Below are 19,892 nucleotides of genomic sequence, written 5' to 3' on the forward strand. Positions count from 1 at the left end.
CGCACCCGGCGGCCGTCCATCGTTTTTCTTGCGCATCGATCCCTTCATGTCCGAACCCATACGCCTCATCGCCGGGCTGGGCAATCCCGGCCCCGACTACGAACGCACCCGCCACAACGCGGGATTCTGGCTGCTGGACCAGATCGCCGACGACCTGCGCGTATCGTTCACGAACGAGAAGCCCTTCTTCGGCCACGTGGCCAAGGCCCGCTTCGAAGGGGCGGCCATCCTGCTGGTCAAGCCCATGACCTACATGAACCGTTCCGGACAGGCGGTGGGCGCGCTGGCGCGTTTCTACAAGCTGGCGCCCGAGCAGATCCTGGTGGCGCACGACGAACTCGACCTGCTGCCGGGGCAGGCCAAGCTCAAGCAGGGCGGCAGCCATGCGGGGCACAACGGCCTGAAGGACATCCAGGCGGCGCTGGGATCGCAGGCATTCTGGCGGCTGCGGCTGGGCATCGGACACCCGCGCTCGCTGGGGCTGGCGCAGCAGGTGGTGGACTTCGTGCTGCATCCGCCGCGCAAGGAGGAACAGTCTCGCATAGACGAGACCCTGGACCGGTCGCGCGCCATCATTCCCGCCGTGCTCAAGGGCGAGTTCGAGCAGGCCATACAACAGTTGCACAGCGGCAATGCCTGAGGCTCGCCTGACTTGCGCGGCGGCTGCCGCGCCGGCGCGCGGCAGGCCGGCCTTTCGCGAGGAGTTCGCGGATTTCCTCGATTTCGTCAGGCGCCCGCGGCTGGGGCCGCGCATGCCGCGCGGGGGGCGTGGCGCCGAGTCGCACTACGGATCCCAGGAATGGCTGGGCGGCCTGACCGGTCCGCATCTGCTCCACTGGGTGCTGGTGCTGTGGGGCGTCAACCTGCTGGTGCTGGGGCCCCTGGCGGCATCGGTCGCGACGGCCTCGGGTGCCGAGCGCAGGCTGGATGCGCTGCATCTGTCCTGGTTCCACGTCGTCGTCTGGGCGCCGGTGATCGAGGAAATGGTCTTCCGCTACGGGCTGAGGCGGCCCGCGCCGGCACTATGGCTGCTGCCCGTGCTGGTCAGCGCCATGCTGATGCGCCCCAGCCTGGCCGCGGGTGCCAGCGTGGCGTTGGCCTGCGGCGCGATCGCCGCCGTGCTGGCCTGGCGCGACCACCGCTGGCCCTGGAAATGGCTGCGCCGCCATGTCCGGGCCTTTCCGATCGTCTTTCATCTGGCCACGCTGGCCTTCGCCTTCCTGCACCTGGCCAACTTCCGGCTGGGCGCGGGAGGCTGGCTGCTGCTGCCGCTGCTGGTCCTGCCGCAGTGGGCCTGCGGCCTCGTGCTGGGCTGGATGCGCGTGCGCTTCGGCATAGGCGCGTCCATCGCGCTGCATGCCTGCTTCAACGCCGGGCCCATGGCCTTGCTGTGGGCCCTGCAGAACTATGCGCCCGGGCTGCTGGATGGATAATGACCCTTTCTTCAACGATCACGAACCCGCAACAGGACAGGCCATGAAGCAAGCTCCCACGCTGTCGTTCGACGGCTCCGTCGTCTTGATCACCGGCGCCAGCAAGGGCATAGGCCTGGCCTGCGCGCGCGCCTTCGCCCGGGCGGGAGCGGTGGTGGCGGGCGTGTCGCGCAGCCAGGAGAACCTGGACGCCGCGCGGCGAGCCTTGCAGGCCGAGGGCCTGGAGATGCGGGTCCATGCCGCTGACCTGTCGGATCCGGCGGCGGCGCAGGCGGCGGTGGACTGGGCCGAGCGCGAGTGCGGTCCCATCGCGGTGCTGGTGAATTCCGCGGGCGCGGCGCGCCGGTACGCGCCCGAGCAACTGGGACCCGAGGCGTTCCGGCAGACCATGGACGCCAAGTACTTCAGCTACATGCACATCCAGGATCCCGTGGCCAAGCTGATGGCGGGCAGGGGGCGGGGCAGCATCGTCAACATCGTCGGCCAGGGCGGCAAATCTCCCGGCATCTTCCACATCGGCGGCGGAGCCGCCAACGCGGCGCTCATGCTCGCCACGGTGGGCTATGCGCAGGCCTACGCAGGCCGCGGCGTGCGCGTGAACGCGATCAATCCCGGCATGACCCAGACCCATCGTGTCGAGGAAGGGCTGGCCGTGGCGGCGCAGGCCAGCGGCCGGCCGCGCGACGAGGTGCTGGCCGAGCAGGTCGCGGGCATTCCCCTGGGCCGGCTCGCGCAGCCCGAGGAAATCGCCAACGTCGCGCTGTTCCTGGCGTCCGACATGGCCAGCTACGTCACCGGCGCCGTCATTCCGATGGACGGCTGCGCCTCGCCTTCCATCTGAGCCGGGCCGCCGGGCAGGACACGCCACATTCATGAATTCCTGATATCAATCTATAGGAACAATTCAATTCTGAAAAAGAATGCCCTTTGCTACCTTGGGCAGATCCCGTATCGGAATGCATGAATGAAAGCAGTCTTTGGAGACTACGACCAGGAGGCGCTGGACTACCAGTACGACAACCAGCGCTACTGTCCCACCTTCCGCCAGACCCTGGACGAGGGCGCGCGTCTGAGCCTGGAGGCCGTTCCCTTCCGCACCGGACATGACCTGCGCTGGGGCGCCCACGAGGATGCCCGGCTGGACATCTATGCGCCGGCCGGCGCTGGTCCCCATCCCGTCGTCGTCTATGTGCACGGCGGCGCGTGGCTGGGGCAGAACAAGGAAGAAAGCGCCTTCGCCGCGCCCGCCTTCGTCCGGGATGGCTGCATGTACGTGGCGCTGGGCTTTCCCCGGGCCTCGCAGGTTCCCTTCTCCGAGATGGTCGCGGCCGTGCGCGAAGGCATCGGCTGGATCGTGCGCAACATCGCCCGGCATGGCGGCGACCCTTCGCGCATTGTGCTGATCGGGCATTCGTCGGGCAGCCACCTCGTCACCCAGTGCCTGACCCATGATTGGAAAGCGGCCGGCCTGCCGGGCAACGACTTCGCGGGCGCGGTGCTGGTCAGCGGACTGGGCCATCTCGAACCCGTGCGCCTGTCCTACCGCAACCAGCGCCTGCATCTGACGCCGGAGCAGGTGCGGGAGTTCTCGCTGCTGACCAACGAGCCCAGCGGCCGCACGCCGGTCGTGGTGGCGGTGGCCCGCGGCGATACCGACGAGTTCCGCAGGCAGAGCGGGGACGTTGCCCGCTACTGGCGCGAACGCGGCCTGCTGGCCTCCGAGCATGTCTTCGAAGGCCGCCATCACTTCGATGTGATCCTCGACCTGTGCGACCGGTCGAGCACCCTGTATCGCGCCGTCATGCAGCTGATCGAGGGGAGCGGCGCCCGCCCCGACCAACGGAGGACCCCGACATGAGCAGCCTTTCCGACATGCCCCGCCGCGCGCTTGCGGCGGCCCTGGCGCTGTGCGCCTTCGGCACCGCCACGCACGCCGCCGACAACTGGCCGTCGCGGCCCATACGCGTGGTCGTGCCCTACGCGCCAGGCAACGCCGGCGACGTGACCTTCCGCATCGTCCAGCAGGAACTCGAGGCCCGCCTGGGCGCGAATTTCTACATCGACAACAAGAGCGGGGCGTCGGGCAACATCGGCGCCGAGGACGTGGTGCGGTCCGCGCCCGACGGCTATACGCTGCTGCTGGGCGCCACCAACAACTTCGTCACCAACCAGTACCTGGCCAAGCTGCGGTACGACCCGGCCAAGAACCTCGTGCCCGTCACCGTCATCAATAACGCCCCGGCGGTGATCGTGGTCAATGCCAGCCTGCCGGCGAACAACCTGGCCGAACTGACCGCCTACGCCAAGAAGAACCCCGGCAAGCTCAACTACGGCACGCCGGGCAGCGGCACGGCGCCTCACCTGATCGGCGCGCTGTACGCGCAGTCCGCCGGCATAGAGCTGGTGCACGTGCCTTATCGCGGCTCGCCGCCCGCGGTCCAGGCGCTGCTGGCGGGCGACGTCCAGATCTTCTTCGCCTCGGCCGGCATCAGCACCGTGGCGGGCCATATTGCCAGCGGCAAGCTCAAGCCCCTGGCCGTGGCGGCGCCGCAGCGGCTGCCCGCGCTGCCCCAGGTCCAGACCACCGCCGAGCAGGGCCTGCCCGACCTCGTGGCCGGCAACTGGTGGGGATTGGCCGCCCCGGTGGGCACCGACCCCGCCATCGTCCGCAAGCTGGCCGATGCCGTGAAGGCCGCCGTGGCCAAGCCCGAGATCGCCCAGCAATTCGAGAAACTGGGCCTGACCGCGGTCGGCAACACCCCGGCCGAGTTCGGCGCCCAGATCGAGCGCGAGGCCGCCGTCTGGAAGGGGATCATCCAGAAGGCCGACATCAAGGCGGAGTAAGCGCGCCAAGGGGGCAGGGGCGGCCGGGCTGCACCCGGGGTGGGGGCGGTACAATGCCCCCAGCTCCTTTCCATGACAACATAGGTTTCCCCCATGGCCCTCCAGTGCGGCATCGTGGGCCTGCCCAACGTCGGCAAGTCCACACTTTTCAACGCCTTGACCAAAGCCGGCATCGCCGCGGAAAACTACCCCTTCTGCACGATCGAACCCAACGTCGGCGTGGTCGAGGTTCCCGACCCGCGGCTCGACGCCCTGGCCGCCATCGTCAAGCCCGAGCGCGTCGTGCCCGCCACCGTCGAATTCGTCGACATCGCGGGTCTCGTGGCCGGCGCCAGCACCGGCGAGGGCCTGGGCAACCAGTTCCTGGCCCACATCCGCGAAACCGACGCCATCGTCAACGTCGTGCGCTGCTTCGAGGATCCCAACGTGGTCCACGTCTCGGGCAAGGTCGATCCCATTGCCGACATCGAGGTCATCGAGACCGAACTGGCGCTGGCCGACCTGCAGACCGCCGAAAAGGCCGTGCAACGCCACACCAAGACCGCCCGTGCCGGCGACAAGGACGCCGCCAAGCTGGTGGCCGTGCTGGAGAAGTGCGTGGCCCAGTTGAACGAGGCCAAGCCCATCCGCGCGCTGGACCTGTCCACCGACGAGAAGGCCCTGATCAAGCCGCTGTGCTTCATCACCGCCAAGCCCGCCATGTACGTGGGCAACGTCAAGGAAGACGGCTTCACCGACAACCCCCTGCTGGACAAGCTGGTCGACTACGCCAACAAGCAGAACGCGCCCACCGTGGCCATCTGCGCCGCCATCGAGGCCGAACTGGGCGAGATGGAGGACGAGGACCGTGCGGTGTTCCTGGCCGACATGGGCATGGAAGAACCCGGCCTGAACCGCCTGATCCGCGCCGGCTTCAAGCTGCTGGGCCTGCAGACCTACTTCACCGCGGGCGTCAAGGAAGTGCGCGCCTGGACTGTGCCCATCGGCGCCACCGCGCCGCAGGCCGCGGGCGTGATCCACACCGACTTCGAACGCGGCTTCATCCGCGCGCAGACCATCGCGTTCGACGACTTCATCCAGTACAAGGGCGAGGCGGGCGCGAAGGAAGCCGGCAAGATGCGGGCGGAAGGGAAGGAGTACATCGTCAAGGATGGCGATGTGATGAACTTCCTGTTCAACGTCTGACGATTTTTTCGGATCTCAGGAGCGTTCGGTAGCGCTTGGTGGATTGAGCAGGCCTTTTTAAATCAAGGGTTTGCCCAACAATACGGTCTGCTGAGCGTTCCTATTGTTCATCGAGGTCCAGAAAATTCGGGGGTAGCGTTGGGGGTACTCGTGTTCAACCGTGGGGGTACTTTTCCCCGCAGTGGAGTCCAACGATGCCCGAAAATCTACTCACCGACCTCAAGGCCAGGTCGGCCAAATCGACTGATCGAGACTGGAAACTTTCAGACGGCGGGGGCTTGTTCCTGCTGGTCAAGCCCACCGGCGGCAAGCTCTGGCGGTGGAAGTACCGCTTGCAAGGCAAGGAGAACCTCTTTGCCATTGGCGGCTTTCCTCAAGTAAGCCTTGCTGAGGCGCGTGCGGCCCGCGAGAAGGCGCGTGCCTTGGTCAAGCAAGGAATCCACCCTGCCCATGAACGGCAGCAGGTCAAGCAGCGCAACCTCGAAGCGCTGGAGGAACGCAAGCGCGCTCGTGAAAGCTCGTTTGCCAAGGTGGCACAGGCGTATCTGGCCGAGATCAAGCCTGTCTTTGCGCTCAGTTCCTACCGCACGAAAGAGTCCCGCATCAGGAAGTACCTGTCACCCAAGTTCGATGGGATGCCGATGAGCGACATTGGCGTGAAGCAGATTCGCCCGTTGCTGGAGGAATGCAAGGCCCATGGTGCGTGGGCGGCCATCCATGTCAAAGGTGATCTTTCGGCGATCTTTGAGTTCGCGGTGGTGCGGGGGCTGGTCGAGGCAAATCCAATTCCCAGCCTGCGCGGGCTGCTACGCGTGCCGTTCAGCGAGAGCAAGGCGGCGATGACGCGAGAGCAAATCCAGAAGTTCTATCAGGAGTTGCGCGGCTATCGGGGCTATCCGGAAACCTCTTTGTGTCTGCGGTTGATTGCTCTGACGGCTTGCCGTCCTGGGGAAGCGGCGGATGCCGAGTGGGGCGAGTTCGACTTTGAGGATGCTCTGTGGCGTCGGCCTGCGGCGAAGATGAAAGCGCGGCGCGACCATGTCAGCCCTCTATCCACGCAGGCCATAGCGGTGCTGAAAGATTTGCAGCACATCACAGGTGGCGGGCGCTATCTGTTTCCGCACCGAAGCGGAAAGGGCTTCACTACGCCCAACCGGCTCACCTACGCGATGCGCGACATGTACCTGGGCCGGGGCACGACGCCGCATTGCTGGCGGACGACCTTTTCAACCTGGGCCAATGAGAACGGATACCGGCCTGATGCGATTGAGCGGCAGCTTGCCCACGTGGAAAGCAACAAGGTGCGGGCGACATACAACAAGGCGCTGCTGCTGGATCAGAGAAGGACGCTGTTGCAGGACTGGGCGGACTATCTGAGTGCGGCGGAGCGCTGCGGCACAGCATAGAGACGGTTTGGCCGGGTATCGCAGCAGCGAGCGGGCAGAACGGCCTTTTCCTTTTCTGGATAGGGCCGTTGTCCCTTGAGGGCCGTTCCCTTGCCGTTTGCCTTTGCCCTAGGTTGAACCTGGAAATGGGGTAAACAATAGGACAAATGGGGTAATTTGTAATTTATTACCCTTTTATTGCTCGTGTTATCTATTTCCTTCCCAGTCAGCCATGCCGGCCCCTCACGACCGCTGTTGTGCTCAGGAAATGGGGTAGTCAAACACCGTTAATGAGGTATTTTTAGAGCCAATGCCCCATTTAACGGCTATGATTACCCCATTTAGACAGCCTGAGTTTACATTTCCATGCATTCGCTCACACCCGAGTACCTCGCCGCGCTTCGCTTCGATGGCACCCAGGCCGCCACGTTGCGCACACTGGGCGAGTACCAGGGTAAGCAGCAACTCTACGCCGCGCAGTCGCCCGAAGCCCTCAAAGGGCTACGCCAGATCGCGGTAGTCGAATCCACCGAGTCATCCAACCGCCTGGAAGGCGTTGTCGTCGCACCTTCGCGGCTGAAGTCTCTGGTCATCCGCAATGCAACGCCAAAGAGCCGTTCCGAACAGGAGATCGCCGGCTACCGTGACGCCCTGGCGCTGATCCACGAATCGGCCGCGCACATGCCCTTCAGCGAAGGCGTAGTGCTGCAACTGCACACCCTGCTATACCGCTACATGCCGCAGGCGGGCGGGCACTGGAAGGCTACCAATAACGACATCATCGAACGTCACCCGGATGGCCCTTCGCGTCTGCGCTTCCAGCCGGTGGCTTCGCATCTAACCCCGATGGCCATGGCTGATCTGACAGGGCGCTACGCCACCGCGCTGGACCAGCACCTGGCCGACCCGTTGATACTGGTGCCGTTGGCGATGCTCGACTTCCTGTGCATCCACCCCTTCCCGGACGGCAACGGTCGCATGTCCCGCTTGTTGACCCTGCTGCTGCTCTACCACTTCGACTATGTCGTGGGTCGCTACATCAGCTTGGAACGCATCTTCGAGGACACGAAGGAAGGTTATTACGAGACGCTGGAAGCCAGTTCGCAGGGATGGCACCAGGGGCAGCACGACGTTAAACCCTGGCTCGACTACTTCTGGGGTGCCTTGCTGCGGGCCTACCGTGAGTTCGAGGAGCGTGTCGGGACCATCGAGCGAGGCCGTGGCAGCAAGGGCGACCGGGTACGCGCAGACGTCTTGGGTCGCAGTCTGCCGTTTTCGATTTCCGAGGTTGAAGAAGCCTGCCCAGGCGTGAGCCGGGATATGGTGCGGTTGGTGCTGCGGGCGATGAAGTCAGAGGGATTGATCGAATCGACTGGCAAGGGGCGAGGCGCGAAATGGATCAAGCGAGCGTAAGGGGAGCACGATGGAACTGATCGACAACATCAGCCGCTTGCTGGGCGACGATCTCAAGCAGACCCTCAGGACCGGCGCGGAGCCTATCCGGAATTTTGTGGGCGAGGCATATCATGAGGATTAAAGACCATGGATATGCCGATGAAGAAGAAGCGTACCGTTGCCGCGCAGGCGGCCGCTCGAGGGCCACTGCCTGAGCTTCCCAAGGAACTGCTCGACGAGCTGGTCAAGGGGCCGATGACCCCCAGCGAAGTCCAGGACCTGATGCTGGCCTTCAACAAGGCCATCATCGAGCGGGCCATGGGCGCCGAGATGAACCTGCACCTGGGCTACCGGCCCGGCGAGGCCAAGCCGCCCGAGCAGGCCAACGAACGCAATGGAGCAAGCGGCAAGACCCTCCTTACCGATCGCGGCCCCGTGCGCGTGGATCTGCCACGCGATCGCGAAGGCAGCTTCGAGCCGATCCTGATCCCGAAGCACGAGCGGCGCTTCACCGGGTTCGACGAGCGCATCATCGCGATGTACGCGCGCGGCATGAGCGTGCGCGAGATCCAGGCCTTTCTGGCCGAGAGCTACGGCACCGAGGTCTCGCCCGACTTCATCAGTTCCGTCACTGACGAGGTGATGGCCGAGACCATCGCCTGGCAGAGCCGCCCGCTCGAGGCAATGTACCCGGTGGTGTTCTTCGATGCCTTGCGCGTCAAGATCCGCAGCGACGGCGTGGTCAGCAACAAGGCGGTGTATCTTGCGCTGGGCATCCAGGCCGACGGCCAGCGCGACGTGCTGGGCCTGTGGATCGAGCAGACCGAGGGCGCCAAGTTCTGGCTCAAGGTGTTCAATGAACTGAAGTCGCGCGGCTGCCAGGACATTCGTATGCGTCCGGTAATTTCGTATTGACACGCGTCTACTAGATCGCGCTCAGATCAGGGGCTGCCAGTTTTGCGGTAGTAGCTCCGCAATTTGATGGTTCTTTTGCGTAGGCAAACGCGTGAGCACGTCCTTCAGATAGGCGTAGGGGTCGTGGCCGTTCAAGTGCGCTGACTGGATTAGACTCATGACAGCCGCTGCCCGTTTTCCCGCGCGCAAGGAGCCGGCAAACAGCCAGTTCGAACGGCCAAGGGCGACCGGCCGGATGCGGTTTTCAATCCAGTTGTTATCGATAGGTGCGTCGCCATCGCCTAGGTAGCGGGTTAAAGCTTGCCACCGTTTAAGGCTGTAATCTATCGCCTTTGCCGTACCCGACCCATCAGGTACACGTTGTCGTTGCGCCAGCAGCCAGCGATACAGGGTGGGCTTGCCCCGCCTCTCCGGACAGGTTGTTTAACCTAACAAACCGCCGCCTCGAACTGCATGGGGCTGACGTATCCCAGCGTTGAGTGCTGGCGCCTTGTGTTGTAGAACCGCTCGATGTAGTCGAACACCTCGGCCCTGCACTCATCGCGGGACCGGTAAATCCGTCGGCTCAGCCGTTCGGTTTTCAGCGTGGAGAAGAAGCTCTCCATGGCGGCATTATCCCAGCAGTCCCCGCGCTTGCTCATGCTGCACACGATCCCAGCATCGGCCAGCAGCATCTGGAACTGCTCGCTGGTGTACTGGCTGCCCTGGTCGGAGTGGTGCAGGACTTCGCGCGGGCGGCCTCGCCGATGCAACGCCATCATCAGGGCGTCGGTCACCAATTGCGACGTCATGCTGGCCTGCATGGACCAGCCGACGATACGTCGTGAGTACAAGTCCATGACGGCCGCCACGTAGAGCCAGCCCTCTGCTGTCCAGACATAGGTGAAGTCGGCCACCCATTTCTGGTTGGGCGCGCGGGCCGTAAAGTCTCGATCCAGCACGTTGGCGGCAATGGCATGAGCCGATCTTGGCCCCGCATCCGACGGGTGACGACGGCGCTTGGTTCGTGCCACGAGGTTTGCCCGGCGCATCAGACGCGCCACACGATGCCTGCCGCAGTGCTCGCCCCAGGCGCGCAGATCCCGCCATACCCGAGGGCTGCCATACGTCCGATCGCTGGACTGGAAGCTCTCTCGGATACGGCCGATCAATCGCTCGTTGGCCTGTTCCCGAGCGCTGGGCGAGCGGCCATGCCATTCATAAAAGCCGCTGCGCGACACGCCCAAGGTTCGGCATAGCTCGCTGACCGACCAGACGGCCCGATGCCGGGCGATGAACGGATACTTCATGTCTGGTCCTTGGCAAAGTATCCGACCGCTTTTTTTAATATGTCTCGTTCGGTCTTGACCTTGGCCAGCTCCCGCCGTAGTTGCTCGATTTCCTGCTGCTGGGCACTCTTGAGCGCCTTGCCGGGCGTCGGCTCCCATGTGCCGCCGCGCATCTGCCCGACCCAACGCCGTAGAACGCTGGGATCCAAACCCAGGTCCTGAGCCACGCCCGATACGTTGCTATCGGGCTGTTCCGCCAGCCTCACCGCCTCGCGCTTGAACTCGTCCGTGAAATGTCTTCTGTTTCGTGCCATCGCTTCGCTCTCCAGGCATGATCATGCCATCTGATCTGTCCGGAGTAACGGGGCAAGCCCAGTGAGCGTGATGCAGAAGGCGGTCGAGCATGGCTGCCGTGAGCGTCTGGTCGTCGGCGAAGGCGCTGGCCCATTGAGGGAAGGACAGGTTGCTGGTCAAGATGATGCTGCCTCGCTCGTAGCGCTTGGCTACCACCTGGAAGAACAGATTTGCTTCGTCGCGCCCGAAGGGCAGGTAGCCGATCTCGTCGATGACGAGCAGACGTGGGCCGAGCACGGCACGATTGAAGTACTGCTTGAGCTGTCCTTGGCGATGTGCCGCGTTTAGCTGCAGGATGAGGTCGGCGGCACTGATGAAGCGGGTCTTCACCCCGGCCAAGGTGGCGCGATATGCCAGGGCAATGGCCACGTGGCTCTTGCCCACGCCGGAGGGTCCGAGCAAGACGATGTTCTCGGCACGGTCGATGAATGCCAGGTTGGCCAGCTCCTGAATCTGCGCACGGGGTGCGCCGCTGGCGAAGGCAAAGTCGTACTGCTCCAGCGTTTTGACTGCCGGCAACGTTGCCATCTTCAGTAAGGTCGAGCGGCTGCGCTCCAGTTTTGCCTGGTGCTCGCCGCTCAGGATCTTCTCCAGGAAGTCGGCGAAGCTCGCCTGTCCGTCGGCGCTTTGCTGGGCAAGGTGGGCCCAGTCGGCCGCGATGCGCTCGAGCTTGAGCTGGATGCAGAGCTCGGCGATGCGTGCGTGCTGCAGGTTCATGCGGCATGCTCCAGCAAGGCGCCGTACACCGACAGCGGATGCTGCAGGCTCTCGTGCGGAATCACCGTACCTGCAATTTTTACGGCAATGGCCGGGGGCGTAGCGATCGCCCTGGGCAGGCTCATCAAACTATGTCGCTCGTGAGCAAGGCGCACTTCGGGCTTCTCACCCGTCGTGCCGTGGATGCGTTGCTGCGCCACCTCTGCCAACCAGCGGCCGATATGGGCATTGGCCGTATCGACATCGAGGAGCAGGCCGGCCGTCTTCAGCGTCGCAGCCAACGGGGTGACGAAGCTGCTCTTCAGATAGCCGTTGAACCGTTCGACCTTGCCCTTGGTTCTGGCTCGATAGGGTCGACACAGCCTGGGACGAAAGCCAAACTCATCGGCCAACGAGGCAAGTGCTGGGTGCCAGCGATGTTGACCCTGGCCGTATGCATCCCGTTCGGTGACTACCGTACTGGCGTTGTCAAAAAGAACCTCTTCCGCAACGCCGCCAAAATACACGAACGCCTCGCGTAGACCTCGCAGCCAAGCCGGACTGTCCTCTCGCTCGGAGAACAGCACGAAGGTCGCGCGGCTGTAGCCCAGCGTGGCGACGAAGGCCTTCAGCGGATGGCGGCCTCGCCGTATCGTCGTGAAGTCGGCCTGCATCTGCTTGCCGGGTGGGGTCTCGAACCGCACCACGGGCTCGGCGGGATGAACCTTCAACGGCGCCAGAAACGCCTTCAGCTGACTAATGCCGCCCATGTAACCGTGTTCCCGGATCTCGCGCAGAAGAACCGTCGCCGGAATCCAGTGCGGATGGGCCGCCTCGATGCGATGTCGCAGGTACTGCGTGTACGGGTCCAGCTTGCGTGGCCGCGCAGCCCTCGGGCCGTAGCTGGGAGGCGTCGCCTCACCGCGCAAGTATCGCCTGACTGTGTTGCGCGACATGCCCAATTCTCGCGCGATCGCCTTGATGCCGTGGCCCTGACGGGCCAGTACTCGAATCTCCAATGATTGCTCCTGGGTCAACATCTTGGCGGCCAAAAGCCGCCATCATCGCCCAGGGGGTCAGTTTTACCTCGGCGCCAGGGGTCAGTATTACTTCGGCGCTGACAACTTACCGGATTGCGCAACTCATAAAACCGAGATCGCTCCACTTGAGCCGACGCGTTGCCATGGCAAACCGAGGATCAACGCTTCCCACTGTTCCAGATCCAAGGCGACGTTATCTTGGAAGCTTGATGCCCAGACGAACTTGCCGCGGTTCAACCGCCGAGCCCACAACCACACGCCAATGCCGTCATGAATCAATACCTTCATGCGATCAGCTCGGCGGTTAGCAAAGCAGTACGCGTGGTGCGGCTTAGCCGCACCAAATACCGCCACGACACGAGCCAACGCCGTGTTGGGCCCGGCCCGCATGTCGAGAGGTTCGGTCGCCATCCAAATGGCATCGACGCGAATCACCGCAACCACTCTCTCAACAAAGGCAGGAATGCATCGGCAGCGGCAACAGGCCAATGAATCGTGGCCTGCACATCACCTCGGCGAACCTGTAGTTCGATGCATTGGTCCGAACTTGATAACGACTGACTCAGTGCGACGGGAACGAAGGACGGCGTGACCTCGCTGCTGTGCGAGCGCGCGGCGCGGATCCACTTGTGCAGTAGATTCGCGTTTACGCCATGCGCCAGAGCGACGCCAGCAATGGAGGCGCCCGCTTGCCGGCTCTCCGCAATGAGTTGTGCCTTAAAGGCCTTGGAGTAGGAGCGTCGGGGCGGCCGACGGGGAGTCAAAGACTCTTGGATGGCTAAATCGGTAGGAGTCATAGGTGTCCGCTTAAAAATAGTGGACGCTACTCAATTAGCCTTAGTCTCGCCTAGATGGGATCACCGGCCGCTTACGGAAGGGCGAAGCCAGGAAGTGGTTGAAAGGGCGATGGATGAACTGCGTATCGAGCGTCGAACGGTACTCACCGTCCCGCATTACCTGAGCCTATTGACTCTTATTCCCAACACGGAATTGTTCGCGGTGATTCCGACCGACCTGGTTGAAGCCTTTCGGGTTCAGTCCGACATTGGCGTTTACCCGCTGCCGTTTTCCAGCCCCAGGGTCGAGATCAAGCAGATCTGGCACGAGCGGCTACACCACGACGCAGCGAACAAATGGCTGCGCGAAGTGGTCAGGGAAGCGCTGAAGAATGACGATTGACGGTTGTTTTGATCAGCGACCCGGGACGCGGTCCACCCGGTTCCCGGCGTTGCGGTGTATGCCGATAACCGCCGAGGACCGCACTCACTCGCTGACTATCCCGTGAAGGGCCAGCAACGGTCCGCTAGCGCGCCCTATCCAACGCATAGCACGCGCCCTCAGAATCAATCCAGCTTGATCCCCGTCGCCTTAACCACCTTCGCCACGCGTTCCGCGTCGGCGGCCATCAGGGCGCCGAACTCGGCTGGCGACTGCGTGGCCATCGTGATGCCTTGTTCCTTCAGTTTGGCCACGATGGCGGGGTCATTCGCGGCCTTGACGAAGAGCTGGTTGAGTTCATCGATGACCGCGTCGGGCGTGCCCGCCGGGGCAACCCGGCCAAACCAGTTGTCGAGCTCCACGCCGGAATAGCCGGCTTCGGCCAGGGTGGGCACTTCGGGCGCGACGTCCGACCGCTTCGACGAAGCAATGGCCAGGAACCTGACCTTGCCCGATTCGCGGTGCGGGTTCATCGAGGCATAGGTGCTGAAGACCATGTCCAGGCGGCCGGCAACCAGGTCGATGTTCATCGGGCCGCCGCCGGCGGCATAGGGAATGTGCACCAGGTTCGCGCCGGCTTCGTGCTGCAGCATGGCGCCGAGCAGGTGCGGGGTGGAACCAATGCCTTGCGAGCCAAAGCTGAGCCCGTCGGGTTTGGCCTTAGCCAGTGCGATCAGCTCGCTCACCGACTTCACGGGCAGGCGTTCGGGCACGATCAGGTAGGTGGGGAAATAGAACAATTCGGTGATGGGCCGAAAGTCCTTGACCGGGTCGTAGGGCAGGCTTTGAATCGACTGCAGGACGGCGTGTGTGGCGATGTTGGCGGCGAACAGGGTATGGCCGTCGGGCTCTGCGCGCTTTGCCGCCACGGCGCCCACCGTCCCGCCCCCGCCTGGGCGATTGTCGATGAAGAACGAGGGCCCGCCGTTGTCGGTGACCTGCTGGGCAATCATCCGGGTGACGACGTCCGAGTTGGCGCCGGCGGCGAAAGGCACGATGATGCGTATCGGCTTGTCCGACAAGCCGTCAGCGGCCAGGGCGTTGCCGCCCATGGTCATACAGGCAAACAGTGCGGCGAGGAAGTTGCGTCTGGATTTCATGTTGCTTTTGTAGGGACGTTTGGGGTCAATTGACCTTGAGTCCGGTTTGCTTGACCAGGCGGCTGAACAAATCCTGGTCGTGTTTGATCTGCTGCGAGAACTCTTCCGACGTGTTGGCCACCACGCGAACGCCCAGCTTTTCGATCTTCTCGGTCACGTCGGGCGACTTCAGGGCTTTCACCATCTCTTCGTTCAGGCGCTGAACGACGTCGGGCGGCGTTCCGGCACGGACGGCGAAACCCATGTTGGAGGCGACTTTGACTCCGGGCAGCCCCGATTCCGAGACCGTGGGAATGTCGGGCGTGAGCGGCGAGCGTTCCGTTGACCCGACCGCCAGCAGCCGCAGCTTGCCGGCCTGTACGTGCGGAGCAACCGAACTCAGCGAGACGAACATCACTGACACGTCTCCCGAGAGCAGGCCCGGGGTGGACTGCGCCACGCCCTTGTAGGGAATGTGGACCATTTCGATGCCCGACATGAGGGCGATTTGTTCCATCCCGAGGTGATGGATGGTGGCGTTGCCCGGCGAGCCATAATTGATGGCCTTCGGCTTGGCTTTGGCCTGGGAAATGAGGCTTTGCACCGAGTCGATGTTCGCCCCGGTGTTGGCCACGAGGTACATCGGGCCTTCGATGGCTTGCGTCACCGGAGTGAAGTCGACCGCCGGTTTGTACGGAAGGTCGGGGTAGACAGCCGGGTTGATCGCGTAGGTGTTGTCATCGATCAGGAAGACGGTATTGCCATCGGCCGCTGCGCGGCCCATGAAGTACTGGGCGCCGATGATGCCGCTGGCACCGGCCTTGTTCTCGACAATGACGGGGCGCCCGGTGTTCTCGGTGATCTTCTGGCCCATGATACGGGCCAGGCTGTCGGGCAGTCCGCTGGGGCCGTATGGCACCACGATCAAGAGCGGCTGGGCGTTGCCCGACTGCGCATGTAGTGGGGCCTGAGCGGCGAGCAGGGCGGCGGCGACGCCGCCAATGATGAATGTTCTACGAAGCATTGCTTGTCTCCTGAAAAGCGTTGTGTTCAGTTGGTTTCAACAACCGGCCCACGTGGTTCAGCGGTTGCCGCATGTATTGGCACATCCATGGTGCCCACGCCCTGGATCGAGCAGTGCACCACGTCGCCGGGCACGACCGGTCCAACGCCGGCGCAGGTGCCGGTCATGATGATGTCGCCCGGGTAAAGCGTGTAAAAGCTGGAGGCCCACGCGATCTGGCGCCTGATGCGCATGATCATTTGCGCAGTGTTCGACTGCTGGCGCAGTTCTCCATTCACCGTCAGCAGGATGTCCAGCGCCTGCGGGTCGGCGATTTCGTCTGCCGTGACCAGCCAGGGCCCGAGCACCGAGTAGCTGTCGACAGACTTGCGCATGGAACGGTCTTCAGGCCCGCGCACCGTCATGTCCAGGGCAATGGCGTAGCCGGCCACGTGGTTCAGGGCGTCGTCTTCACCAACGTTTGCCGCCAGCGAGCCGATGACGACGGCAAGTTCCAGTTCGTGGTGGGTCAGGCGTTCCGGGAAGCGAACGTGGACGCCCTCGGCCGGTCCCACCAGAGAGCTGGTGGCCTTGAGGAAAAGGCCCTGCTGTTCGATGCTGCCTTGGAACCGGTCGGTGAAGGTTGCCTTGTCGGCGTTGGCTTCGGCCACGTGGTCGTCGTAATTGACCGGCACGCCGATGATCTTGTTCGGGTTGGCAACAGGGCTTAGAAAGCGGGCCTGGTCCAACGGCTTGCTCGTCGCGCCGGGCAACAGGCGTTGCGCTTCTGCCCGGAGCCGATCAAGGTGGGCGACCAGAAGGTCGCCAGGGGCGGCAGGATAGCGCGCGGGAGGCAGGGCGGCGAGCGCAGCGGTAACGTCGTGGACGCGGCCGTTGTCTACGACGCCGAGGCGTTGGTCATCGTACCAGCAGATTTTCATGGGTGATCTTCAATAACGGATGGGGGCAGACCCGGGGCCAGCACGGCGCGCTGAATCCTTTAGGGCCTGTTAACACAAACCTCGTAGGCCATCGGCGACGAGGACGAAGTTAAGGAAAGCCAGGAACATCGCATCGAGCTTCTCGAATCGGGAGAAAATTCGCCGAAATCCCTTCAAGCGGCGGAACAGTCGCTCGACTTCGTTACGCCGTTTGTACATTGCGCGATCGTATTCCCATGGGTTCAGCCGCTGCGGATTGGGCGGAACCACTGGAATAAATCCGAGATCAAGAGCCAATTGAATAGTCTCATCCCCTTGGTAGGCCATATCCATGAGCAAGTGCACAGGTCGACTCGTGCGGCCCAGGCTCTCGAGCAAGCGCCGACCTTGCGGCCCATCGCCAGCTTGGCCAGGCGATAAACAGAACGTCACGGCCGTTCGAGCATCCGCGGCAACCATATGAATCTTGGTGTTCCATCCGCCTCTAGACTTCCCGATGGACTGCGGACCGTTTTTTTTAACGCACCGGTTCCATCGGGATGCACCTTGACACTTGTGCTGTCCAACGAGACGGCTTCAATCTTGATGCGCACCACTTGCAAGCACTGCAATTCTTCGAACATTCGATCCAGAACTCCGGATTTGGACCAGCGGCGCATGCGTGTGTAGACGGTGTGCCAGTTTCCGAAGCGCTTGGGCAAGCCTCGCCACTTACAGCCATGCTCGGCCACGTAGAGCATCGCGTTGACTACCTGCAGGTTGGTCATGCTCACATTGCCTCGCTGTCTCGGCAGACAATGCTCTACGAGCGCAAATTGTTCAGATGTAATCTCCATGGACCACATAGTCCATCAACTTGGCCTGTGACGCAATTAGTGTTAACAGGCCCTAGGCCGGGGCTTGCACGTCTTCGGACAAAATGCCCAGGCGCCGTAGAACGTCGGCATCGGACACGACGAACAGCCGGGCGTCTGTGCCAAGGCTCAGGTGCGATGCCCAGTTGTTCTGCGGGATGGTGAATACGTCGCGAGGTTGCCAGGTAATGGTGGTGTCGCCGATGCGGCTTTCGCCATGCCCTTCGACGACGGTGCAGACCAGGTTGGCGTTGGTGCGCGCGGCCGGCGTGGGACTGCCGGAAGGCACCTCGATCATCGTGCTTTCCAGCAAGGGCATCGCGCCTTCGCCATTCACTGGGTTGACGTAGCGGACGCGTCGTACGCCGTCGCGCGCCAGTGGCGCGTGCGACAGGGCGCGAACGGCGTCGGCGTAGGGATAACGGAACACAGGTGAATGGCTGCCGCTTGCGGCGACGCTGTCCGGCACGATGTTGGGCGACGCGAACGCCCGGTCGTCCACGGTCGCCGGGGGCGCGGGAATCGGGCCAGGCTCGAAAATCACTGTTCCCAGGTAGTGATGCAGCGGGACGTCGAGCACATCGAGCCAGACCACCGGCTCGGTGCCATCGTGCCGGTGCTCGTGCCAGCACATGCCGGGCGTCAGCACCAGGTCGCCGAATTCCATGGCGCAGGCCTTGCCGTCGACCAGCGTTACCGCGCCGGATCCCTCGAGCATGAAACGCAAGGCGTTCATGGTGTGGCGATGTGGTCTGGCCGTTTCGCCAGGCAGCAGGCATTGCAGGGCGGCCAGTACGTTGCCGCACGTGAACTCGTCGGCCACCGAGCGCGAATGCGGGCTCAGCATTTGCAGTACGCGTCGTTGTACGGCGCTGGGCGAGGTTTCTTCGAATGCCAGCTGGACCAGGGGACGGGTTTCGGCCCATCGCCAGATGTGGGGCGCGGCGGGGCCGGGAGGCGGCTTGTGCGCATTGGGACTTTCCCAGAGCGGCGCAAGATGCGCGGAGCGCCACAGCGCGGAAGGCTGGCCGGTGGACTGGCTCATGGTTGGTCGGCCCTCGCGGTTAAAGGTTTGACAGGTAGCCGGTATTCTTCGGGATCGTCGACGCCGGAGCAATATGAAAAGTCTCAATACAGCTATGCGAGACCTGCATCGCGGCCAGGACGCGTTTCCGTTTCGCATGCGGACGGGAATCTGGCCCGGCGGGCGGGCTGGTGGCAACGCGGCTTCGGTCGGCCTCGCAGGCTTGGCCCGCGGACAGGTCTACGCCCGCGTTCAGCGTGCGAGGATTTCGATCAGGGTGCTGCGCACGAGCTCGGCGGCGTCGGCATGCAGGGGGTTGCGCGCCGGCTGCGACGGCAGCACCATGCAAGTGGCGTTTTCCAGGACCGGGTCGGTGATCTTCTGCCACGACAGTGACGGCAGGCGAGCCGCCTTTTCGAGCATTCCCGGCATGATGGAGTAGCCCAAGCCTTTGGCCACCAGTTCAATGCTGGGATAGAACGCGTCGACCTGAAGGGCGATGTTGGCGGTCACGCCCTGGCGCGCCGCGGCAGTTTCAACGGCGACACGCACTGCGTGATTGCCATGAGGAAGTATCAGGGGTACGTGCGCGAGTTCCGCCAGCCTTACGCGGTCTGGGTCGGGGCCGGCGGGGCGGGGGCCGATCAGGTAGAGCTCGTCGGACGCCACCGGCAGAATCCGGATGTTGGGGGACGCCGTCGGGTTGTGCACGAAGGCGAAGTCGATGTGTCCCAGCAGAACGCCCTGGTATAGCGCGCTCGACATGCTTTCTATGACGCTGATGGATGCTCTCGGGAAGCGCTCCATCAGGCGGGGAACGACGGTCGACAGACAGATCCGGCCCACGCTATTGGGCATGCCCAGCACCAGCTGGCCGGAGTAGGACGCCTCTGAGTCGCGCACCGCAATGACGGCGGAGTCGATGGTGTGCAGGGTTGCGCGCGCGTATTCCAGGAACTTCTTGCCTGCTTCGGTGGGCAACACGCCGCGGCCGTGCCGGTAGAACAGGCTTGCGCGAAGTTCCACTTCCAGTGCCCGCACCTGGCGGCTGAGCGTGGACTGCGCCACGTTGAGAAGATCTGCAGCCTTGATGTAGCTGCCGGTTTCCGCCACGCGCACGAAGTGCCGTATCTGGGTAATGTCCATACTTGCTCGGGGGGGAATCACGCCTTATTCATGCCGTTTCTGCATACTAGCATTGACGGTTTCAGTCTTGTAGTTGGAGGTGGCGTGGCTAACAATGCTTCCCGTGAAAGTC

20 protein-coding genes and 2 pseudogenes are annotated in these 19,892 nt (G+C 63.4%); 10 read left to right on the plus strand and 12 right to left on the minus strand.

Annotated elements, in window-relative coordinates; genetic code table 11:
• The first annotated feature begins 46 nt into the window (after positions 1-46).
• From pth to R4823_RS01545, 9 genes and pseudogenes are all read left to right on the plus strand, one after another.
• Positions 47-640 carry an aminoacyl-tRNA hydrolase gene (gene pth / locus R4823_RS01505; RefSeq protein ID WP_087839086.1) on the plus strand — a complete coding sequence of 198 codons (594 nt, stop codon included), beginning with the start codon at positions 47-49 and terminating at the stop codon, positions 638-640.
• Complete coding sequence (locus R4823_RS01510; protein ID WP_132979742.1) at positions 633-1,433, plus strand: CPBP family glutamic-type intramembrane protease; 801 nt, start codon at positions 633-635, stop codon at positions 1,431-1,433. Before pth ends, R4823_RS01510 begins: the two co-directional genes overlap by 8 nt.
• A 43-nt stretch (positions 1,434-1,476) precedes the next feature.
• On the plus strand, positions 1,477-2,274 hold the full coding sequence (locus R4823_RS01515; protein ID WP_132979743.1) for an SDR family oxidoreductase: 798 nt from the start codon (positions 1,477-1,479) through the stop codon (positions 2,272-2,274).
• A 123-nt stretch (positions 2,275-2,397) separates the two neighbouring features.
• Positions 2,398-3,291, plus strand: coding sequence for an alpha/beta hydrolase (locus R4823_RS01520; RefSeq protein ID WP_132979744.1), 894 nt, complete (start codon positions 2,398-2,400; stop codon positions 3,289-3,291).
• Positions 3,288-4,277 carry a tripartite tricarboxylate transporter substrate binding protein gene (locus tag R4823_RS01525; protein WP_338617110.1) on the plus strand — a complete coding sequence of 330 codons (990 nt, stop codon included), beginning with the start codon at positions 3,288-3,290 and terminating at the stop codon, positions 4,275-4,277. Before R4823_RS01520 ends, R4823_RS01525 begins: the two co-directional genes overlap by 4 nt.
• Before the next feature lie 93 nt (positions 4,278-4,370).
• Entirely contained in the window at positions 4,371-5,462 is a 1,092-nt protein-coding gene (gene ychF, locus R4823_RS01530; RefSeq protein WP_279817226.1) for a redox-regulated ATPase YchF, read from the plus strand.
• A 194-nt stretch (positions 5,463-5,656) separates the two neighbouring features.
• Positions 5,657-6,868, plus strand: coding sequence for an integrase arm-type DNA-binding domain-containing protein (locus R4823_RS01535; protein WP_338617112.1), 1,212 nt, complete (start codon positions 5,657-5,659; stop codon positions 6,866-6,868).
• Between the two features lie 345 nt (positions 6,869-7,213).
• Positions 7,214-8,260, plus strand: coding sequence for a Fic family protein (locus tag R4823_RS01540; RefSeq protein ID WP_338617114.1), 1,047 nt, complete (start codon positions 7,214-7,216; stop codon positions 8,258-8,260).
• Positions 8,261-8,395: 135 nt separating this feature from the next.
• A pseudogene (locus R4823_RS01545) lies at positions 8,396-9,130 on the plus strand (IS256 family transposase); the annotation flags it as partial.
• Positions 9,131-9,178: 48 nt separating this feature from the next.
• Here the strand turns inward: R4823_RS01545 and R4823_RS01550 are convergent.
• The 6 genes and pseudogenes from R4823_RS01550 to R4823_RS01575 form a co-directional block, all read right to left on the minus strand.
• A pseudogene (locus R4823_RS01550) lies at positions 9,179-9,547 on the minus strand (transposase); the annotation flags it as partial.
• A 38-nt stretch (positions 9,548-9,585) separates the two neighbouring features.
• A protein-coding gene (locus R4823_RS01555) for an IS3 family transposase (RefSeq protein ID WP_243724652.1) occupies positions 9,586-10,739 on the minus strand; the annotation gives its coding sequence in 2 pieces (ribosomal slippage) (positions 9,586-10,472 and positions 10,472-10,739; 1,155 coding nt in all).
• Positions 10,666-11,496, minus strand: coding sequence for an IS21-like element helper ATPase IstB (gene istB, locus R4823_RS01560; RefSeq protein ID WP_338617115.1), 831 nt, complete (start codon positions 11,494-11,496; stop codon positions 10,666-10,668). Before istB ends, R4823_RS01555 begins: the two co-directional genes overlap by 74 nt.
• Positions 11,493-12,515: an IS21 family transposase gene (gene istA / locus R4823_RS01565; RefSeq protein ID WP_338617117.1), complete on the minus strand. Its 1,023-nt coding sequence runs from the start codon at positions 12,513-12,515 to the stop codon at positions 11,493-11,495. Before istA ends, istB begins: the two co-directional genes overlap by 4 nt.
• A gap of 102 nt (positions 12,516-12,617) precedes the next feature.
• Positions 12,618-12,950: an IS66 family insertion sequence element accessory protein TnpB gene (gene tnpB, locus R4823_RS01570; protein WP_338617118.1), complete on the minus strand. Its 333-nt coding sequence runs from the start codon at positions 12,948-12,950 to the stop codon at positions 12,618-12,620.
• On the minus strand, positions 12,947-13,312 hold the full coding sequence (locus R4823_RS01575; protein WP_338617120.1) for a transposase: 366 nt from the start codon (positions 13,310-13,312) through the stop codon (positions 12,947-12,949). The genes tnpB and R4823_RS01575 overlap by 4 nt, the downstream gene beginning before the upstream one ends.
• Between R4823_RS01575 and R4823_RS01580 the strand changes: the two genes are divergently transcribed.
• A complete protein-coding gene (locus R4823_RS01580; protein WP_338617122.1) occupies positions 13,290-13,694 on the plus strand; it encodes a LysR substrate-binding domain-containing protein in 405 nt (134 codons plus the stop codon). The two genes, R4823_RS01575 and R4823_RS01580, sit on opposite strands and share 23 nt — an antisense overlap.
• A 164-nt stretch (positions 13,695-13,858) precedes the next feature.
• On the opposite strand, the gene R4823_RS01585 is transcribed toward R4823_RS01580, so the two are convergent.
• The 6 genes from R4823_RS01585 to R4823_RS01610 all read right to left on the minus strand — a co-directional run bounded on the left by R4823_RS01585 (position 13,859) and on the right by R4823_RS01610 (position 19,780).
• Entirely contained in the window at positions 13,859-14,833 is a 975-nt protein-coding gene (locus R4823_RS01585; protein WP_338617123.1) for a tripartite tricarboxylate transporter substrate-binding protein, read from the minus strand.
• A 25-nt stretch (positions 14,834-14,858) separates the two neighbouring features.
• Positions 14,859-15,836 carry a tripartite tricarboxylate transporter substrate binding protein gene (locus tag R4823_RS01590; RefSeq protein ID WP_338617124.1) on the minus strand — a complete coding sequence of 326 codons (978 nt, stop codon included), beginning with the start codon at positions 15,834-15,836 and terminating at the stop codon, positions 14,859-14,861.
• Positions 15,837-15,862: 26 nt separating this feature from the next.
• Positions 15,863-16,756: a fumarylacetoacetate hydrolase family protein gene (locus tag R4823_RS01595; RefSeq protein ID WP_338617125.1), complete on the minus strand. Its 894-nt coding sequence runs from the start codon at positions 16,754-16,756 to the stop codon at positions 15,863-15,865.
• 69 nt (positions 16,757-16,825) lie between these two features.
• Positions 16,826-17,592 (minus strand): IS5 family transposase gene (locus tag R4823_RS01600; RefSeq protein WP_132979729.1). Its coding sequence is split into 2 segments (ribosomal slippage): positions 16,826-17,277 and positions 17,277-17,592, totalling 768 coding nucleotides; the frame shifts between segments, so codons are not numbered across the junction.
• A 52-nt stretch (positions 17,593-17,644) separates the two neighbouring features.
• The gene (locus R4823_RS01605; protein WP_338617126.1) at positions 17,645-18,655 is read right to left on the minus strand and encodes a cupin domain-containing protein; all 1,011 of its coding nucleotides are present in this window, start codon (positions 18,653-18,655) and stop codon (positions 17,645-17,647) included.
• 231 nt (positions 18,656-18,886) lie between these two features.
• Positions 18,887-19,780, minus strand: a complete 894-nt coding sequence (locus R4823_RS01610) for a LysR family transcriptional regulator (protein ID WP_338617127.1) — start codon at positions 19,778-19,780, stop codon at positions 18,887-18,889.
• Between the last annotated feature and the right edge of the window lie 112 nt (positions 19,781-19,892).

Source organism: Pigmentiphaga sp. CHJ604, from assembly GCF_036972535.1.
Classification (GTDB): domain Bacteria; phylum Pseudomonadota; class Gammaproteobacteria; order Burkholderiales; family Burkholderiaceae_B; genus Pigmentiphaga; species Pigmentiphaga daeguensis.